Source organism: Halosaccharopolyspora lacisalsi (assembly GCF_014137975.1).
Lineage (GTDB): Bacteria > Actinomycetota > Actinomycetes > Mycobacteriales > Pseudonocardiaceae > Halosaccharopolyspora > Halosaccharopolyspora lacisalsi.
The window spans coordinates 75,517-91,387 of the sequence record NZ_JACGWZ010000006.1; the positions used below are offsets into that span (position 1 = coordinate 75,517).

The 15,871-nt window shown below is 67.7% G+C and carries 15 protein-coding genes; 5 read left to right on the plus strand and 10 right to left on the minus strand.

Going from position 1 to position 15,871, the window contains the following annotated elements; translation table 11 throughout:
• The first annotated feature begins 48 nt into the window (after positions 1–48).
• Positions 49–639, plus strand: coding sequence for a TetR/AcrR family transcriptional regulator (locus FHX42_RS19230; RefSeq protein WP_182545833.1), 591 nt, complete (start codon positions 49–51; stop codon positions 637–639).
• 303 nt (positions 640–942) lie between these two features.
• Here the strand turns inward: FHX42_RS19230 and FHX42_RS19235 are convergent, their stop codons facing one another.
• The 6 genes from FHX42_RS19235 to FHX42_RS19260 form a co-directional block, all read right to left on the minus strand.
• Entirely contained in the window at positions 943–1,527 is a 585-nt protein-coding gene (locus FHX42_RS19235) for an ester cyclase (RefSeq protein ID WP_182545834.1), read from the minus strand.
• Positions 1,528–1,631: 104 nt separating this feature from the next.
• Positions 1,632–2,546, minus strand: a complete 915-nt coding sequence (locus tag FHX42_RS19240) for a HesA/MoeB/ThiF family protein (protein ID WP_182545835.1) — start codon at positions 2,544–2,546, stop codon at positions 1,632–1,634.
• Positions 2,547–2,623: 77 nt separating this feature from the next.
• The gene (locus FHX42_RS19245) at positions 2,624–3,331 is read right to left on the minus strand and encodes a hypothetical protein (RefSeq protein ID WP_182545836.1); all 708 of its coding nucleotides are present in this window, start codon (positions 3,329–3,331) and stop codon (positions 2,624–2,626) included.
• Positions 3,332–3,659: 328 nt separating this feature from the next.
• On the minus strand, positions 3,660–4,877 hold the full coding sequence (locus tag FHX42_RS19250) for an acyl-CoA dehydrogenase family protein (protein ID WP_182545837.1): 1,218 nt from the start codon (positions 4,875–4,877) through the stop codon (positions 3,660–3,662).
• Positions 4,878–4,951: 74 nt separating this feature from the next.
• Positions 4,952–5,341 carry an SCP2 sterol-binding domain-containing protein gene (locus FHX42_RS19255; protein ID WP_182545838.1) on the minus strand — a complete coding sequence of 130 codons (390 nt, stop codon included), beginning with the start codon at positions 5,339–5,341 and terminating at the stop codon, positions 4,952–4,954.
• Between the two features lie 987 nt (positions 5,342–6,328).
• A complete protein-coding gene (locus FHX42_RS19260; RefSeq protein WP_182545839.1) occupies positions 6,329–7,180 on the minus strand; it encodes a phospholipid scramblase-related protein in 852 nt (283 codons plus the stop codon).
• A gap of 139 nt (positions 7,181–7,319) precedes the next feature.
• On the opposite strand from FHX42_RS19260, the gene FHX42_RS19265 reads away from it, so the two are divergent.
• Positions 7,320–8,753 carry an MBOAT family O-acyltransferase gene (locus tag FHX42_RS19265; protein WP_182545840.1) on the plus strand — a complete coding sequence of 478 codons (1,434 nt, stop codon included), beginning with the start codon at positions 7,320–7,322 and terminating at the stop codon, positions 8,751–8,753.
• Positions 8,754–8,991: 238 nt separating this feature from the next.
• Complete coding sequence (locus tag FHX42_RS19270) at positions 8,992–9,330, plus strand: hypothetical protein (protein WP_182545841.1); 339 nt, start codon at positions 8,992–8,994, stop codon at positions 9,328–9,330.
• Positions 9,331–9,401: 71 nt separating this feature from the next.
• On the opposite strand, the gene FHX42_RS19275 is transcribed toward FHX42_RS19270, so the two are convergent.
• A complete protein-coding gene (locus tag FHX42_RS19275) occupies positions 9,402–10,061 on the minus strand; it encodes a class I SAM-dependent methyltransferase (protein WP_328796418.1) in 660 nt (219 codons plus the stop codon).
• A gap of 182 nt (positions 10,062–10,243) precedes the next feature.
• Here FHX42_RS19275 and FHX42_RS19280 point away from each other — a divergent pair, with 182 nt between their 5' ends.
• On the plus strand, positions 10,244–10,816 hold the full coding sequence (locus FHX42_RS19280) for a CGNR zinc finger domain-containing protein (protein ID WP_328796419.1): 573 nt from the start codon (positions 10,244–10,246) through the stop codon (positions 10,814–10,816).
• Between the two features lie 31 nt (positions 10,817–10,847).
• On the opposite strand, the gene FHX42_RS19285 is transcribed toward FHX42_RS19280, so the two are convergent.
• Positions 10,848–11,180, minus strand: a complete 333-nt coding sequence (locus FHX42_RS19285; RefSeq protein WP_182545842.1) for a sporulation protein — start codon at positions 11,178–11,180, stop codon at positions 10,848–10,850.
• A 107-nt stretch (positions 11,181–11,287) separates the two neighbouring features.
• On the opposite strand from FHX42_RS19285, the gene FHX42_RS19290 reads away from it, so the two are divergent.
• Entirely contained in the window at positions 11,288–12,586 is a 1,299-nt protein-coding gene (locus tag FHX42_RS19290; RefSeq protein WP_328796420.1) for an alginate O-acetyltransferase AlgX-related protein, read from the plus strand.
• Here FHX42_RS19290 and FHX42_RS19295 read toward each other — a convergent pair whose 3' ends face one another.
• The gene (locus FHX42_RS19295) at positions 12,587–14,773 is read right to left on the minus strand and encodes an AfsR/SARP family transcriptional regulator (RefSeq protein ID WP_182545844.1); all 2,187 of its coding nucleotides are present in this window, start codon (positions 14,771–14,773) and stop codon (positions 12,587–12,589) included.
• A 217-nt stretch (positions 14,774–14,990) separates the two neighbouring features.
• Complete coding sequence (locus FHX42_RS19300; RefSeq protein ID WP_407926283.1) at positions 14,991–15,869, minus strand: metal ABC transporter permease; 879 nt, start codon at positions 15,867–15,869, stop codon at positions 14,991–14,993.
• Positions 15,870–15,871 lie beyond the last annotated feature (2 nt).

The following is a 15,871-nucleotide window of genomic DNA, read 5'->3' on the forward strand; positions in this document are numbered from 1 at the left end:
CTGGCCTCCATGGATGGCGTCAAGTCGAGAAAAGAGCGATACGCGGCCATGACGAGGGCCGCTGTGCTGGAAGGTGCCCGCGAGCTGTTCGTGGAGCGTGGTTTCGATGCCACCTCGGTCGACGAGATCGCTCGGGCGTCCGAGGTGAGCAAGGGAGCGGTGTACCATCACTTCTCGGACAAGAAGCAGTTGTTCGCGGAGCTGTTCAGCGAGGTGCAGGGCAGCGTGATGCGCACCGTGACCGAGGTCGCGGCAGCTGCCGACACCGATTGGCAGCAGGCTGTTGAAGCTGCCCGCACCTTCCTGCGCAGCTACGCTGCCGACGAGTCCGCTCGCGTGATCCTCCGGCAGGCACCGGCGGTCCTCGGGCAGGAGCGCATCAGGGAGATCGACGAAAAGGTCGCGCTGCCGTTCGTCCGGGGACTGCTGGAACACCTTCGCGATACGGGGCAACTCCAGCCCGTGCCAGTGGTGACCACGGCGAGGATGATTTTCGGTCTCCTCTGCGAAGCGACCACGTTGGTGACGGAGGGGGCGGATCCGAGCTCCGCCTCGGAGGAGGCGGAGACCGTCATGTTGTTCATGCTCGGTGGACTGCTCCGCACCCCGCAGACGTCCGGGCCGCCCGCGCAGGCGTGAAGGGACGCTTCCTCCTCGACGGCGAGCGCCGGAGCGGGAGGAACGGGTGGATGCTCGGGGAGCCGACGGACGTCACCTGTCCGACGACGTCGGCGGCACGGGCGGTGCACCGCCGACGAGCCCGATCAGCGGGGCGTCGACGAACAGCGGGTAGGCACCCGGTGAAACGGGTCGTGTTCCGATCACGAGTGCGTGCCGGAGTCGCGTGTCATCCTTTCCGGATCTGCACACCGTCCGCATCCGACTGTGCGCGGAGAACAACCGACCGGTGCGGGGGTCGTGCAGCAACAACCCCCGGGGCGATTATTCCGCGCGCCTTCCGAAAACTCCCACCAGTCGCTTCACGCCCACGATCGAACTGAGCACCATCCGGCCGGCGGGGCTCCGGATCGTCCGAAGGGCGGGCATGATCCCCAGCTGCCTCATCGCCGACATGCTGTCGAAGAAGAAGTTGTCCCTCACGAACTTTCCCGCGCTCATTTCGATCGAGCTCACACCGGTGATGTGAACACTTTTTTTCGTCGGTGGTATCCCGATGAATGTCCCGCGATGCGTTCCCCGGATGGACCATCGCTCGCTGACTTCGTCACCGCGGGCGAAGCGGTTATCGACGGTGAAGGTGAGATCGGGGAACCCTCCGATCAGCTCTTCGAGGAAGCTGCGAACCTCGTTGTGACCCCGGTAGGTCTCCTCCAGGGCGGCGTTGTACCAGACGATGTTCGGGGCGTAGAGCTCCAGGAGCGCGTCCAGGTCGTGCGCGTTCCAGTGGGTCACGGCTTCGGCGACCACCTCGATGTTTTTCCGCTCGATTTCAGAGTGGTCCTCCTCCGCCTCCTCCCTGGCGCCGGAATTCGTCGTCGCCCGAGCGGGAACAGCCTTTTCTTCCATGTTCGTCTCCGTGGTCTCGTCCGTGTTCCCGACCGCGATTCCGGAGAGTGCGCGCCGCGGCGGAGCCGCCGACGTGCACGTGCCGATGTGGCCGGGACCCGGTTTCAGCGTGCGATGGTCGGGGTCTTCTCGGCGGAAGCTCCGCTGAACAACCTGAGGATGTCGGCCCCAGCCCTGGCGAGCTCGAGTGCGCGTCGCCCGGCGACCCGGGCGCGCGCGGGGCGGCGGCGTACGATGTCGTGCAGGTCGATCACCACTTCGGGGCGTGGCTTCCGTCCGCTGAGGATCTCCGCGGACATGTGGCTGATCAGCGCGCCGAACAACTGTGACGTGTACACCAGCTGGGGGACGTGGTAATCGGGGTTTCCCAGGTTCGGCCGCACGCTCTCGATCATCTCCAGCGGGATCGTGCGGATCGGGATGACGCGTATCAGCAACCTCCAGGGGTCAGATTTCTTCAGATCACTTCCCCTGATCTTCCCCTGCAGGGGAGCGGTTCCCCCCGATCGGTAATCGTAGTACCGAACGTACTGGACGCCGGCCATGTCGTACCCGGAGAGGACGGGTTTCCCGGCGGCCGCCGCGGTCTGATGGAGCATCAATTTCGCGTGCCACCCCCGCATGTCCGTCACGTCGACTCCGTCGATGACGAGTTCTGCGCCGTCGGTCAGGCGCGCGACGTTTTCCGCGTTGATCCCGGACGGCTCCACCAGGACGTCGGCGTGTGGGTTTATCTCCTGCGCACGCTGTGCGGCGACGTCGGCTTTGTTTCGTTGCAGATCGGAGTAGCGGGCATGTTGACGATTGAGGTTGTTCAGCTCGAACTCGCCGTTGTCCGCGAGGCTGAATTTCTGAACACCGATCCGTACGAGTGGCTCGACGGCGGCCCCGCCGGTGGACCCGCATCCCGCGATCAGGACTCGGGAGCGTCCGAGTGCCTCCTGCGTCCGTTCGGTTACTATTCCTTGGTTGCGCCTCGTGAACTCCTGGTAGAAGTCCTCGGCAGTGAGTGTTCCCATGCTGATCCGGTCCTCGTCGACGAGATGGTGAGCGTGCTGTTCCGACGACGCGTGTCGTTGTACCCGGGGTCGGCTCCCTACCGCACCGCGACTCTTTCCACGGTCCCGCGCACCTCGCGAAGCAACTCCCGCAGCGCAGTCGGGGGAGAGGAGCTCGAAAGCACCTCTTCGAGGCAAGCGGCGCGGTGGCTCAACCCGCTCGGGGCGGGGACCCGGGCGTAGAAGGGTTCGACGACGTCGCGGGTCGCGTAGGTCGGGTACAGGATGTTGTCCCGGTTCAGCCGGGGATCAGTCCCCGTTACCGAGGTCACGTTCAGCCCCATCATCAGCAGGTGGCGAAGTGCTACGCTCGCCTCGGCATCGCCGACCAGGGCCCGAATGCGCGGAGTGCAGGACTCCAGGGTGCGCGTCACGGCCAGGATTAGCTCCAGGCTGATTTGCAGCCGCCGCTGCGCGTCGTCCAGCCAGCACGCGTGAACGAACCTCTTGATCTCGTACACCTCGTGCGTGGTGAGCTCCGCCGGAGCGTCCACCGCGCCGAACAGGTCTACCTCGTGCGCTCCCTCCACCGGAAACCTGTGGCGCGATTCGTGGTCGCGGACGGAAACCGGTTGCGGATCGGCGTTTTGCGCCAGCGTGATGTAACCGAGGATTTCGCCGGTTTTTTCGTCCAGCGTCACGAAGTGCAGATCATGGCGGCGAAGGCTGCGCATCGGTTCCGTGAACAGCGCTCGCGTGGTGACGACCTCCGGGCTCGCCCAGCCGATTTCCAGGTACTGTGCCAACCGAAAACCTGTGATTCCCAGCAGGTGGCGATGCGATATGTCGGAGGTCCGCAGGCCGATGGTGGTCAGTCCGTCCCGGCCGGGCACGAAGTACGCCGAAGGGGTGGTGGCCGCTCGCTCGATGAGTCGGCCGTAGCGAAGTGATCGATGCAGTCGGATGATGTCGCGGACGTATCGGGAATTTCTGTTCCTGCCGTTGTCCCCGATCGTCGGACTCGAACGACCGGGGGGTTCCGGACAGAACGATGTCGATCGCGTTGATCGTGGGGAGGCCGTGTGCTCATGTGTCGCGTCCACCGTCGTCGTCGCTCCTTGCCTGGCGTGATGGTCAGAAGTCCTCTTCGTCGGCATAGAGCGCTTCCGTGATCGCAAGCGCGAGGACCTCGGGGGTTCCCTCGTAGATGCGCGCTCCGAGTGAATCGCGCACGAATTTTTCGAGGCCCTGATCGAGCAGGTACCCACGTGCTCCCATCAGGGACATGGCCTCCTCGGCCACGTCGATGGCGACACGATCGGCGAACAACTTCGCGCTGGCCGGTTCGTAGGCCGGGGCGGGAACTTCGTTGTCGGCCACCGACGCGGCGTTGAGGTACAACATCCGCGCAGCATCGATCTTGCTGGTCATCTCCGCCAGCTTGCGCGCGCTGAATTGATGCCGGTAGAGCGGAGCTCCGCCCTGTGTGCGTTGCCCGCACCAGTCCTTGGCCAGTTCGAAAGCTCCACGGGCGACCCCGGTCGAAATGGCGGCCACCGTGGCGCGCGCCATGTTCATCTGCTGGGTGCTGATGATCATGCCGTTGTTCTCGCCGCCCACCATGTTCTCCGCGGGCACCCGGACGTCGCGAAACACCAGTTCGCTGCCCAGGCAGGCCCGATACCCCATCTTGTCGGCCACCGGACCGCGCTCGACCCCGGGAGTTCCCAGCGGGACGAGGAACGCCGTGAGCCCCGTGGCTCCGGGTGCCCCCTCGATATTGGCGTAGACGCAACCGAAGTCGGCCACCTCGGCGTTGGTGATGAAGCGCTTGCGCCCGTTGAGCACGTAATGATCGCTCTCACGCCGCGCGGTGACGACGTCGGTGGCGTGCACCACGTTCTCGGGAATCAGCAGGTCACAACCGGCGAGCTCCTCCGTGACCGCGTTGCAGGCGAGTACCGGATCATCTCCGGAGAACATCGGCAGAAACCGCGACTGTAGTTGGGGGTCTCCGGAAAGGAGCACAGGAGCCTGCCCCAGCATCGTCGCACCGAAGATCAACGCGGTACCCGCGCAGGCCGCGGCGATCTCCTCCAGCGCCACCGCCACACCCAGCACACCGTATCCGGCTCCCCCGTACTCCTTCGGTATGACCAGGCGGAACAATCCGCGGTCGTGTCCGGCACGTACCAGTTTCCAGTCGAACTCGGAGGCGGTGGCGCGATCGTTGTCGACGACGCTCGGACGCACGTGCGCATCGACGAATTCGCGTACCTCCCGGCGGAGCTCCTCCAGGTGCTCGGGAAGTTGCGTGGGGGAGTAGGTCGCGGTTTCACTGCTTTCGGGCATCGTTATCGGATTTCTCCTTCGGTGTGGCTGGTGCTTCGCTCGTGCTGGGAAATTCGCGTCCCGGGGGTCGGCGCTCAGCTTTCGATTTTTCGCGCGGCGATGATTTCGGGGTAGCGGTCAAAGGCGGGTTGCAGGATCGGCACGAATTCCATGACCTTGGAAACGCTTCCCTTGATGCGGACCTTGCCGGTTCCCAGGGCCATCGGCATCAGGAGTTCTCCCTTCCACAAGGAGTGGGCGGTGTCGCAGGACATCTTGATCCGAATGGTGGCGCGAGATGGTGGGGGTCCATCGTGCACTCCGTCGGGAGAAACGAACATCTCCACGTCGGGCTTGGTCTGGACGAGGTGGAGGGACAGGTTCGAATCGGTCATCCTGAACAGGAAGACGTCGTCTTCGAGCAAGATCTCAAAAAGTGTTCTGAAAACTTCTTGCGCCTGCTCCGAGGAAGAGAATACGGGCATGGAGGGCTTCCTTTGGCGACAAGCTGGAAAGTGTCGAAATGATCGGCGCGGGAGGTTGCCGTCGGTTTCCTCTCGTTCTTGTTGTCCCAGTTTGCTAGCGGTTTCCCGTTGGACCCGAGAAAGGATTATGCATGTCAGGATCGGAGTCAGTCAAGTACTGAGAGTCGGCCGGTTACGGGGCCTTTTGGATGTTGTCGACTAGGCCGAACGGCGGTACTCGTCCCGATGAGTGGAGTGCGTGCGGGGGAAAACATGACAAATGGTTCTTACTGGGCGGCGCGTCGCCCCCCGGGGGGCAAGATGCCCGACGCCAGTGCTATCGATCACAATCTTTTCTTCGGATTCGGGGTGGCGGATCAACGGCCGATCGGATAATCGCTATTGCGAGACTTTTCCGTCCCGAATTCCCCTGGGGGCTCGTTCGGGCCCCGCGGCCGGGTCGACGCGTCCTCGAACGGGACGAGTGGGACGAACGGGGTATTCGTCGGGGTCGTCGGGTGGACGAGTCGGCGCGGGCGGCCGGGTGACTCGGAGGGGGAAGCGGCATCGCGCCGGCGTCGACACGCCGCGGACGTCCTCGGCAATGAGCGCGTGCCACGGCGTCGGGCGCTTCCCGGCCGGTGGAGTCGGTGCTTCCGGGGAGTCGAGACCGCGGAGGGGTGAACCCCCGGTGCCTCCGGGGCCGAATCACGGCCGCCTACGGTCCGTTGCCGGCGCGGAACTTCGGTGGATCAGGATCCCGCCGCTCCCCGATGGTTCGGGGAGCGGCTCACGCTCACGGACCTTCCGGCGTCTCGCGCGTGCGGGCCTCGCCGGTCGTGGGAGCTGCCGCGCTCGCCCCCGGACGTTCCCGCGACCACGGGAGCCCGGTGGCATCGAGGAGGCCCGTTGCACCAATCCGACCGGCGGGGGACCGGATCGGTGGTCCGAGGGGTGGGGGGGCTTTTCACAGGGGCGAACGGGCGGTTCGTGCGCCCCGCGGACTCCCTATCCCTGTTGCTGGTTGATGACGGTGTCGATGGTCAGCGCCGAGGCCACGACCATGCTCGCCAGCGGGTCCGTCAGCGGTCGGTGCAGCTGAAGCACGTAGTTGTCGGCGGTGCTGAACATGGCCTTGGCCACTCCGGCGAAGGTCTTGCTGATCGTGCCGATCTGCTGCTCCTGGGCGTCGTTGACGACGAAGTCCCAGGCCCGCAGGTTCTGGGCCAGTAGCGCGCCGACAGGTTGGCCGCCGACCTCGAAGGCGAACCGCGCCTTGCCGAGGACGTTCTCCTGCCGGATCTCCCCGATCGGCATGCCGTCACCGCGCTCGATGTGCACCTTCGACTTCCACATCGTGCCGGGACGCGTCATCCGCAGCACCGGCCTGCCGTAGGCGTCGCGGATCTCCAGCTTGGTGGTCATGAGCGCGTCCAGCTTGCTCAGCACGCGCAGCGCCTTCTGCAGGCCGCTCTGCCCGACCTGGACGACCGAACCCAGTTGACGGCCGTGCTGGTCGTAGACGGCGTACTCGTTGGCCATCTCGATGAGCTTGGCCTTCTGGTTGATCACCAGCACCGGTTCGGTGAACAGCGTGCCCCCGCCGCCGGCCACCGGGCCGCCGGTCTCGCGCTGCACCTGCTGCTGGATCTGGTCGGGGCTGCCGGTGCCTCCGACCGCCAGCTCGGCCTCGTGCGCGTCTCCCCGGGGAGCGTGGGGATGTTGCGGCATGGGCTGCTGCGGTGCGGCCTGCTGGGGCGCGGGCTGTACGTGTGGAGTCCACTGCTGCCCGTCCCACCAGCGAACGTACCGGGGGTCGGCCTGGTCGGGGTACCAGGCAGGCGGTGGCGGATTGTTCATGTCTCCAGCCTAGGTCACCGGGCTTCGCACCGTACGCGAATCACCTGTTTCGGGCCTGAAGTGAATACGGTTCGGATAGGATCACCGAGCCGACAACGAGGGAGGCTCGGGCTTCCCGGACACCGAGGCCTGAGCATCCATGTCGTTCGCGAGTCCACTGTTCCTGTGGTACTTCCTGCCCGCCGTGCTCGTAGTGCTGCTACTGGCACCCCGTTCCGGGCGCAACGCGGTCGTGGCAGTGGCCAGTCTGGTGTTCTACGCCAGCGGCGCGGGCGGAACCACGCTGCTGCTGTTGGCCTGCATCACGGTGAACTTCCTCGTCGGCCGTCACCTCGAACCCGACGAGTGGCGGGTCGGCCGCGACAAACGCGAGGTGCTGCTGAGCTGCGTCGTGGTGTTCGACGTGGCGGTCCTGGGGGTGTGGAAGTACGCAGGATTCGCCACCGAGCAGCTCGCGGTGCTGGCGAGCTGGTTCGGCGGGGACTCTCCCGTGCTGCACATCGCGTTGCCGATCGGGATCTCCTTCTACACCTTCCACCACATCTCCTACGTCGTCGACATCTACCGCGGTGAACGCCCCGCACTGCGCAACCCGGTCTCGTTCGTCACCTACATCGCGATGTTTCCGCAGTTGGTGGCCGGCCCGATCGTGCGCTACCGGGAGATCGCCGACCAACTGCCGCAGCGGCGCTCGCACCGGCTGGACGACATCGCCTCCGGCTTCCCGCGCTTCGCGTGGGGGTTGACGAAGAAAGTCGTCATCGCGGACACGCTCGCTCCGGTGTCCGACGCCGCCTTCGCCACCCCCGCGGGGGAGATGACCTTCGCGATCGCCTGGCTGGGGGCGCTGACCTACACGGTCCAGCTCTACTTCGACTTCTCCGGCTACTCCGACATGGCCATCGGGCTCGGGCGGATGCTGGGGTTCCGGCTGCCGGAGAACTTCGCCCGGCCCTACTCGTCGACGACGGTCACCGAGTTCTGGCGCCGCTGGCACATGTCGCTGTCGCGGTGGTTTCGCGACTACGTCTACATCCCGCTGGGCGGCAATCGGCGAGGAGTGGTGCGCACCTACCGGAACCTGACCCTCGTCTTCGTGCTGACCGGCTTTTGGCACGGTGCCGCGTGGACTTACCTCGTCTGGGGGCTGTACCACGGCCTGCTGCTGGTGATCGAGCGCGCGAGCGGCCTGGCCCGGACACCGGTGAGCGTGGTCGGCCGGATCGGCCGCCGTGCGCTGACGATACTGCTGGTGGTGATCGGCTGGGTCTTCTTCCGGGCCCCCGATCTCGGTACCGCGATGACCGTGCTCGGGCACATGCTGGTGCCGGACCTGTCCGGAGTGGACGAGGTCATGACGGCCGCGCTGACCAATCGACGCACGCTGTTGCTGCTGGTCGCGCTGGCCGCGATGCTGTTGCCCGCCAACTCCGGCACGGGGCCGTTCCTGGAGGCCGCGCGCACGCGCACGGCGACCGCCCTGCGCGTGGGCGTCATGACGGTCGGCCTGGTCTACGCGGGTCTGCTGGTGGCCGCCGGCTCCTTCAGCCCCTTCCTGTACTACCAGTTCTAGGCCGCGGGGTGCATGGTGCGGGCCGCGGGGTGCGTGGTGCGTGGTGGCACCGCGGCGGTGCGGTGGTTCCGTGTCGTTCGGACGAGGGCTTGGTGGGAGCGGCGCTGCCCGCTATCGTCGTCGAAGAGTAAACGAGCCTGCACGGAGGGGACCTGCACGGCTCGTGGTCGCGAGGGCAGTACAGTGACCACTGTGGAGGGACCAGCACGGTCGGCGTCGAGGAGTGACGGCAATGGTGATGGACTGGCCCAGTGATTCGAAGATCACCACCAAGTCCCGCAGGCTCAGCAACGGTCAGATCATCACCGAGTACTTCATGCCGGTCGAGGAAAAGGGACCGTACCTGCTTCAGACGACGGGCGGTCAGAAGTACATGTCCTACGAGTGGGCCTCGTGGGTGTTCCACTGGTACCTCTCGGAAAGCACCGTCTACGTCGAGCACGGGGCCATCGAGGACATCAAGCTGCCCCAGTTCCGCAGCTTCACGCTGAACGTCCCGTGGAACCCGAGCGAGTTCGCCGAGGCCTGCAAGAAGTGGGCCCAGGGGATCGAGGAGGGCTGCCGGCTCCCCGAGTAGCCGCGCTTCTCGTCGGGACGGGCGGAACTTCCCGAGTGATCGCCCCCGGTGCTCCGAGCGGATCCCGGGGCTCAGCGCACGCCGACGAGGACGTGGTCGTCGCCGGACTGCCACACGGTTCCGACTTCGGAGAAGCCCGCCTTGCGCAGGAGTGCGCCGTGGTCGTCGGCGGAGAGCCCGTTCGCGCCCCCGTGGTCGATCGTTCGCCGGGAGCGCTCGTCCACCAGCGGCGCGAGGACGCGATCGGCCAGCACGCCCTCCCACCATTCTCGCCAACCCTCGTTCTCGGTAACGCCGACACGTGCCGCGCGGGAAGCACTCACCCGCCGGGCGAGCTCCCCGACGGCCGGGGTGGCGATGTGGAGGTGGTCGGCGTTGACGAACACCCCGCCCGGCCGGATGCGCTCGGCCAGCCGTGCGTACAGCTCCTCCAGCTGCGCCGGTTCGAGCCAGTGCAGGGCCGTGGTGGACACGGCCGCGTCCACCTGCTCCGGGAGCCCGGCTCGCCGGGGCCAGGTGGAGTCCGCGAGGTCCGCCTCCACGAACCGAATGCGGTCGCCGCAGCGGGCGCGCCCGAGTCCGACCAGGAGCGGGTCCGCGTCCACACCGATGATCTCGGCGTCCGGCAGTCGTCGAGCGAGCCGGTCGGACAGCGAACCGGGACCGCAGCCCAGGTCGACGATGACGGGTGGGTGAGGTCCGCTCGCGGTTCGCGTGTCCCACCACGTCACCGACGACGGCGAACCTCTCCTCCCGGTCGGCCACGTAGCGCTCTTGCTGGGCGTCCCACCGCTGGATCCAGAGCTCGGCATGGTGCTGGTCGACAGGTGTGGCCATCGCACTTCCCCGCTGCGTCACTGTCGTAAAATCCTATGACAGTGATGAACCTAGCGATCGAGGGGTAACTGGTCAAGTGGATTTCGACAGTCACGTCAGCGGAGTGATGCACGCCACGGTCGCCCTGGTCAACACGCTCACGCCGGGCTGGGCGGGTGGACGTGAGTGGCATACTGAGTACCTGCCCGAGGCCACCGAGCGGGCGCTCGCCCACGGTTCCTGGGGAAGCAGGGCGGTGACGCCCGGGGAGGTCGACCAGCTCGCCTCGTACGCCGCGAGTCTGCGAGAGGCCTTCGAGCACGTCGACCGCGGTGATACGGACGCGGCCTGCGAGCGCACCAACGCGCTGCTCACCGACACGGGCGCGGTTCCGATGCTCGCCCGACACGACGGCGAGCCCTGGCACCTGCACTTCCACGCCGCCGATGCGCCCTACGCGCGGGGGTGGGCGGCGGCGATGGCGACCTCGCTGGCGATCGTCCTGGGAAGCGTGCACGCGGACAGGATCGGCTTGTGCTCGGCGTCCTCGTGCGACCGCGTCTACGTGGACACCTCGCGTAACGGCACGCGCCGCTTCTGCTCCACCGCGTGCCAGAACCGCGCGAAAGCGGCTGCGTTCCGCGAGCGCCGTGCGAGCGAGAGCCGGTGACTTCCCGGAGCGGCGAGGAAGTGGAGACGGGTCAGGAGTCCTCGTGCTCGTTGCACCGGCAAGTCGCTTTGCGGGCGCGGCGGCGCTTGAGGGCGCGCGCGAGTGCGAAGAGCGCGGCCCCGGCGCCGACCACGGCCAGGATCTTGCCGGCGTCGGCCACGGGGCGCCAGTAGACCCGCCCCTCGTCCATGACCAGGGCTCCGATCGGTTTGGCGGTGCCGCCGAAACCGCTGCCGTCCGTACTGCCGCCCCCGCCGCCGGAGATCTTGGCGACCGGGATCAGCGACAGGCCCTCGTGCCGGATCGGCTCCCCGAAGACCTGCCGCACGGTGAACGCGTCGTCGAACTCCGCGATGTCGGTCATGCTCGCCTCCTCGTGCGGTATGGGAACGAAACTACGCGACGATTCCGAGCGGGACGAGTGCGCCGATTCCGCCCACGCGGTGATCTCCGGGCGATACCGTGAACACCGTGTCGATCCAGGAGCCCGGCGAGTTACCCGCCGTCCACGAGGCGTGGTTGCCACGGGAGCATCCGCTGCACCGCCCCCGACACGGCGGGCGCCAGGCCACGGCACTGGTGTGTGCGCTGCTGTTCTTCGCTGCACCCGTACTGGCCTGGACCTTCGGAGCGCGTGCTGCGCCGCTGGAGAACCGGCCGCAGGCCGAGTTCCCCAGCATCACGCGGGGGTGGGGATTCTTCACCGGCCTGAGCGCCTGGGCCACCGACCACCTCTCGTTTCGCCAGGGCGCGGTGCACTCGGTCGAGGCGCTCAGCCAAGGGCTGTTCGGGGAGTCCGCCCGGCTGGGGGAGTCCACCTCGGGGTCGCCCGTCGGCGGCGACGGCGGTGACGACAGCGATCGCGATCGTCGGCGTCGTGACCTCCGCATGAGCATGTTCCCCGACGTGATCCACGGCAAGGACGGGTGGATGTACCTGGGGCACGACGCGTCCTACAAGTGCGTGCCCGAGATCGGGATCGATCGGGTGATCGCCGGGCTGCGCCGGTGGCGCGACGTCGTCGAGGCCTCCGGGCGGGAGTTCCGGCTGGTCATCCCCCCGGACAAGTCCACGGTGTACCCCGAGCACATGCCGGATGAGTTCGCCGGTGAGCGATGCATGACCGAGGCTCGCGCCGAGTTCTGGCGACGGGTGCCCGCCGCGACCGGAGCTTTCGACATGCGCGAGCGGCTGCGCACGATCGCCGAAAGCGACGGCGAGCCGATCTACACCAAGCGCGACACCCACTGGAGACACCGGGGTGGAGTCGCGATGACCCGCATGCTCGCGGAGAGCCTGCGCTCGGGTGTCACCGAGGACTGGCAGGTGCGACCGAGCAGGCGCTTTCAGCACAACGCCGACATCCCGGACCTGCTCGGCAGGGAGGAAACCTGGACGGTGCAGGGGCACTCGTTGGCTCCGGACGGCGGTGCCGACAACACCCGGTTCGTGCCCAGCGACTTCCAGCAGCCGCTACACCTGGAGTCCGAACAGCGCCCCGGCATGATCACGCGCCCCACCCGGATGGTCGCCGACTCGTTCGCCCAGTTCGCCAGCCCGTACATGGCGGCGGCCTTCAGCGATCTCACGATCACCCATCCGGACAACGCGGCCGAACGCCCCCGGAAGGTCGCCCGGACTCTCGCCGAGGGCGAGGTGGTGATCTTCGAGCTCTCCGAGCGCTTCGTGGCCGGAGGGCGTTACCCGATGCTCGACCCGAAGGTGGCCGACCGGGTGGGCGAGTACCTCGCCGCCCACCCGGTCCGGTGATCAGTTCGGCCCCGACCGGACCACCCGCAGATCGAAAGCCCGGTATCGGGTGTGGTGACCGGACTGCCAGGCCGCGCGGTGCCTGCTGTTCCAGCTCTCGTGGCGACCGCGCAGGTCGAAGTAGGTGGACAGGGCCGTGTCCAGACCGCGGGAGAGCTCGTCGAGTCCGGATTCGGCCGCTATGGTGACCGTGGCCGCCAGCGCCTGTCGCTCGGCGTCGAACCAGGCCAGCGGATCGGCCACGAGGTCGTTGACCACGTCTTCCGGCGGATGCCGGTGGGACGCGGCGCTCGTCCCGCTCGCCCGCGCCTCCAGATCCCCGATCGCTCGGTCGGCCAGGGTCAACCACCCGTCCATCACGCGGGCGAGCGCGGCCCTGCGCTCCCGCTCCGGATCGTCGGCGAGCAGTTCACGCGCGTAGCAGTACAGCAGTCCGTGCAGCTGGTATCGAGGCTGGGCGATCGAGTCGGTTCCCACGAGCCGAAGGAGGTTGGCGTCCACCAGGGCGTCGAGCACGTCATCGGCGTGCCCGCGTTCCAGCAGCGCACCCAACACCCAACCGGGAACGGGCTGGGACCACAGCAGGCCCAGCAACCGAAAGGCCCTGGCGGTCTCGGCGGTCAGCTGTCGATAGCTGAGCTCGAAGCTCGCCCGCACGTGCAGGTCGCGCAGTCGCAGCTCCTCCAGCCGGCGCGAACGGTCCTCCAACCGTTCGGACAGCACCCGCAGCGACCACGCCCGCCGCCCGGCGAGCTTGGCACCGGCGATCCGGATCGCCAGCGGCAGATACCCGCAGGAGCGCAGGATCGCCGAGGCGTGCTGCGGCTCGGCGGTGACGCGCTGCTCACCGGCGATGTTCGCGAGCAGTGACCGGGCTTCCCGAGACCCCAGGACGTCCAGTTCCCGGTGCCGGGCACCGGCCAGTTCGGTCAGCTGCCAACGACTGGTGATCAGCACCGCTCCGGTGGACGGCAGCAGGGGACCGACCTGACCGGCACCGAGCGCATCGTCGAGCACGACGAGAACGCGCCGATCGGCCAGCAGGGACCTGTACAACCTCGCGCGTTCGGAGACGCTCCCCGGAACGTCCGAAGCACCCAGCGCGCGCAACGCCTCGGCCAGCAGGTCGGCCGGATCGTTCGGCTCCTCGGAAGTCCCCGCCAGCTCGAGGTACAGCTGACCGTCGGGGAAGGAGTCCCGGACGGCGTGTGCCACGTGCACCGCGCACGTCGACTTGCCGACTCCCGGAGAACCGACGACGGTGGCGATCGCCGGCCCGGAGCCCTCCGAGCGGGTCAGTAGCTCGGAGAGCTCGTGCACGAACCTGTCGCGCCCTGTGAAGTCGGAGACGTCCGGCGGGAGCTGGTGGATCGGGAACGCGTCCTGCCGGTGAGCGGTTCGGCCGCTCTCCGCGGTGACGGCCTCCTCGGGCAGGCCACCGGTCAGGATCTCGGTGTGCAGCCGGCGCAACGACGGGCCCGGCTCCACCCCCAGCTCGTCGACCAGCCTTCGCCGCAGGTCGGTGTAGGTGTCCAGGGCTTCGGCCCGTCGGCCGCTGCCGTGCAGCGCGAGCATGAGCTGCTGCCACAGCCCCTCCCGGAAGGGCTGTTCGTGGATCAGCCCGCGCAGCTCCGCGATCGCGGTGCCGTACCGGCCGGTGGTGATCCGAAGGTCGATCCGCTCCTCGGTGGCGCTCAGCCGCGCCTCGTTCAACCTGCTCAGCTCGGCTTCCCACCGGGGACTGGGAGTGAGGTCCTCCAGCGGTGCGCCCTGCCACAGGGCGTTCGCCCGGTTCAGCGCTTCCAACGCCTCCTCGGGGTGATCCCGTTCGCGGAGGTACCGCGCTCGGGCGAGGAGTTCGTCGAAGCCCAAGAGATCCAGTTGCCACGGCCGCACCACGGCGAGGTAACCCGGTGGCCGTGCCTGGATCGCTTCAGCCGAGTCGCGCTCGTCGTGCAGCCGGGAGCGCAGTGCGCTGACGTAGGTACGAAGGTTGGCCACGGCCGACGGCGGAGGGTCGTGCGGCCAGAGCACGTCGACGAGCGTGTCGACGGGCACGGGGCGGTTCGCGTTGAGCAGCAGGGTGGCCAGCAGCATTCGGGGCTTGGCGCCGCCGATGGGGACCGGAGTCTCCGCCGAGTTCAGCACCCGCAGCGCGCCGAGCACGCGAAACCGCACACCGGTCATCCTCGTCTCCCGTCCCGCGGACCGTTCGCAGGCGATTTTGTATCGCTTTTGTACACGCTGTGTACCACCGAACGTGATGATCGTTCATGGCGGACGGCGCAGCGGTTCGCGGGGTGGGTACCTCGGCCGATCCGGACCCTGGGGCGAAAGGTCTGGGGGACGAAAAAAGGGGGCGGGGACCCGATCGGCGGTCAACACCGATCGGGTCCTCCGACATTTACGAGACCGCCTGCGCGCCGCTTCGCGCAGCGGTCGGGGCCACCGAGCGCCGGGGACGTGCCGAGCCGATGCCGCGGCACACCAGGTAGATCACGAACGAGATGACCGTGACGAACGCGCTCACGGGCACTCCGGGAGCCAGCGAGAGCACGATGCCGCCCAGCGCCGCGACCTCGGCGAAGACCACGGACAGGATCGTGGCCGTGACCGGGCTGGCCGTGACCCGCATCGCCGCCGCACCCGGGGTCACCATCAGCGCCATCACCAGCAGCGCCCCGACGACGTGGACCCCCAGTGCGGTCGCCACGCCGACCAGCAGCGAGAACACCGGGGCCAGCACCCGCGCGGGCACGCCGCGCGCGGCGGCGACGTCCGGATCGACGCTGGCGAACAGCAGTGGCCGGTACAGGAAGGCCATGGCCACCAGCACCACGGCCGCGCAGCTGGTCAACAGCGTCACGTCGGCCGAGTCGACTCCGACGATCTGGCCCACCAGCAGGCTGAACTTGTTGGCCGTGCGCTCCGGGTTCATCCACAGCAGCAGTACGCCCACGCCGAGCCCGAACGACAGGATCGCGCCGATGACGGAGTCGCGTTCGTTGTCGCGCTGACCGAGCAGTCCCAGCAGCAGTGCGGCCACCACGGCACCCGCCAGCGCTCCCACCCCGACGCTCGCGCCGATCAGCAGCGCGGCGGCGGCGCCGGTGAACGCGAGTTCGGCGGTCCCGTGCACCGCGAAGGACATCCGACGGGTGACCACCAGCGGCGCGAGCACGCCGGAGACCAGCCCCAGTGCCGCCGCCGCCAGCAGGGCCTGCTGAACGAAGGGGTAACCGAGCAGGTCGGCCGTGGCCTCGACATCGAACATCCTGCCCAGCG